Below are 2,324 nucleotides of genomic sequence, written 5' to 3' on the forward strand. Positions count from 1 at the left end.
GCTCAGATCGTCATCAATCACTGGCTCAGGCAGTACAATCACACCCGGCCGCATCAGGCACTCAACATGCGCCCGCCCGTTCCTGAAACCCTATTAGAGAAACCCCTGATCAGTGGCCCATACACAGGGGGCTAGACAGCCCGTCAAGTGCAAACCGATGGGTTCCTTTACCGACTGGGACTTGGTCCGCGAGACGCTACTATGGCTTGGTGAGGAGGATCCCCTCGTCACTCGGGAGCGCCTCATCGCCGATGATCCGAAGAAGAGCGACCTGGCCGAGCTGTTGGAAGTCTGGGCTGCCGCTGCGCCCGGCGGACAGCAGTTCACATTGACCCAGATCGACGAACAAGGCCAGGCTGGTGCTAGTGACAGTTCCCTTGCTCAGCTACGTTCTGCGTTGATCTCACGGTCCTTAAAAGACGTGTTCAATCCCCGCAGTATCGGTCGATATCTCGGTCGGCGAAAAGACCGCGTGATTGGTGACCGCGCACTTCGTGCCCAAGACAATGGGGCCGGCGTCAGGCTCTATTGGGTCGAGTATGTCGAGCCTTCTGAGCGGCCAAACGACGCTTTCTAAGCTCTTGGCGGCGTCGTTAGTACCTACAGGGTTTGCCGGGTAATACGGGTTTATTTGCCCTGCGTCTGCGGCGGTAAACCCGGCAGACCCTGCAAACCCTGTGTAGTCTCTAAGAGAGCCCCCTCCAACGGGCACTCGCCCACACAATCCGACAATCAGGCTGGGTCCAAGCAGCCTTGCTGGCGCGCGAGCAGCCGCGTCAAGAGTTTTCGCTGACCCTAGGCGCCTAACCGCAGAAAGCATCGCACTTGAAAGCTACGAGAGAATGGCAACGGTCTTAATCCAGCTTCGTTGTCTTGCAGAGCGTCTGCGTCAGTTTCCACCACGGCCTGACACCTTTTCGAAGTGACGATCCGCTTGATACGATCAGCGCACAGCATTCTTGGAGCGAGGCTGAATGTCTGCTCTCAACCCAATAGCAGACCCGCGGTCGTTCACACGAAAGAGCGGTTAGACTTCTAGAGCTGTCATTGCCGTGAAGTGCAGCGAAGGTCTGAGTTGAGCCCTCAGCGGACGATTGGACTGAGACTTACGAAAGGCGTGTTGGACCCGGAGCCCTAGTCTTGAGTGGTGGATTTGCGGTCGGCAGAATAGCGAGAAGAATAAGCGACAGTCCCAAAACTGTCACACCGAGGCTCACCCAAACAAAAGCCGTGGGCCAAAGCGTAGCCCTGACTGTGTAGAACGTGGGTGGAAAGCCTTGCAGGCGAAGCGGTAGGTCGGAGTACCAGTAGGACCACCAAGCGGTGACGACGAGGATTGGCAGGACTGCAGCCGTTTTGCGCCAGACCGAATAGCTTCGAGATGGGGCGCGGCGGCCCCTTCGCCAGCGCAATAGAACAGCCCCTATCACAGCCGCGCCGGTGACCGATAACAATAGGCCGGCTGCCACGTGTGCCCCGCGCAGCAGTCCGAGTTGCGAACAGACGCCCTCCAGCGGGTCATCCTGTAACGCTCGGCTCCAGGGGCAGGCGATGTCAGCGAAGATTCCTGGGGCCGCGCGGTCGCTGTTGGCGAGGATTACCAACCCGGCCCCGGTTTCGGGCATCAAGAACACGATTGCCTTGTAGCCGCGATGGTCGCCGCTCTTGCGTGCGACAAGCGCTTGACCGTCAAGGTGCAGGTTGTAGCCAAGACCGACTTCGCTGGCGTCCTCGGCGAACGGAAACTGCTCGAAAGTATTCCTTACGGACTCGGGTGTGATTACTCCCCGGCCCGGTTCACCTCCCTCCGCGTTCGCCATCGAGGCGGCAAGGAAGCGCGCTACGTCGTCGGCGGTCGCCACCAATCCGCCTTGCGCCTTGGTGGCGTGCTCATAGTGCGGCAACGGATTTCCGTACCAGTCGTGCCCCCAGGCGGCGCGGGCCTCCAGGTCCGGCGTCCAGCCGAAGGCGGTGCTGTTCATGCCCAGAGGACGAAGAATTTCTCTTGCGACGTACTCACTGAATGGCTCGCCCGTGACAGTCTCGACCGCCAACTCAAGAAGGGTGAATCCCTTCGACGAGTAGTGATAAGCCTCTCCCGGTGGGTGCATGACCCGAACAGGACCATATTCCATGGTCGCGCCATTCATGGCTTCAAGAAGCGAAGGTGGCACCTCGCCTGAATCAACGCCTGAATCCCCGCCTTTCGACAATCCTGCACCATGAGCGAGGATGGCGCGCGCGGTCACTAAGGAATGGTCAAACTCGGAAGGCGGTAGGGTCCAGCCGCCCAAGTAAGTTTCGATCGGCGCGTCGAGGTCGAT

The 2,324-nt window shown here is 59.5% G+C and carries 3 protein-coding genes; 2 read left to right on the forward strand and 1 reads right to left on the reverse strand.

Features of this window, described 5'->3' with window-relative positions:
- Positions 1–12: 12 nt before the first annotated feature.
- On the forward strand, positions 13–135 hold the full coding sequence (locus ACKLNI_RS00410) for an integrase core domain-containing protein (RefSeq protein ID WP_413716966.1): 123 nt from the start codon (positions 13–15) through the stop codon (positions 133–135).
- 22 nt (positions 136–157) lie between these two features.
- On the forward strand, positions 158–577 hold the full coding sequence (locus tag ACKLNI_RS00415; RefSeq protein WP_413717015.1) for a hypothetical protein: 420 nt from the start codon (positions 158–160) through the stop codon (positions 575–577).
- A 529-nt stretch (positions 578–1,106) separates the two neighbouring features.
- On the opposite strand, the gene ACKLNI_RS00420 is transcribed toward ACKLNI_RS00415, so the two are convergent.
- The coding region (locus ACKLNI_RS00420) for a serine hydrolase domain-containing protein (RefSeq protein ID WP_413717016.1) at positions 1,107–2,324 on the reverse strand (1,218 nt) is incomplete at its 5' end.

The organism is Silicimonas lutimaris (assembly GCF_047314965.1).
Taxonomy (GTDB): Bacteria; Pseudomonadota; Alphaproteobacteria; order Rhodobacterales; family Rhodobacteraceae; genus JAVJUV01.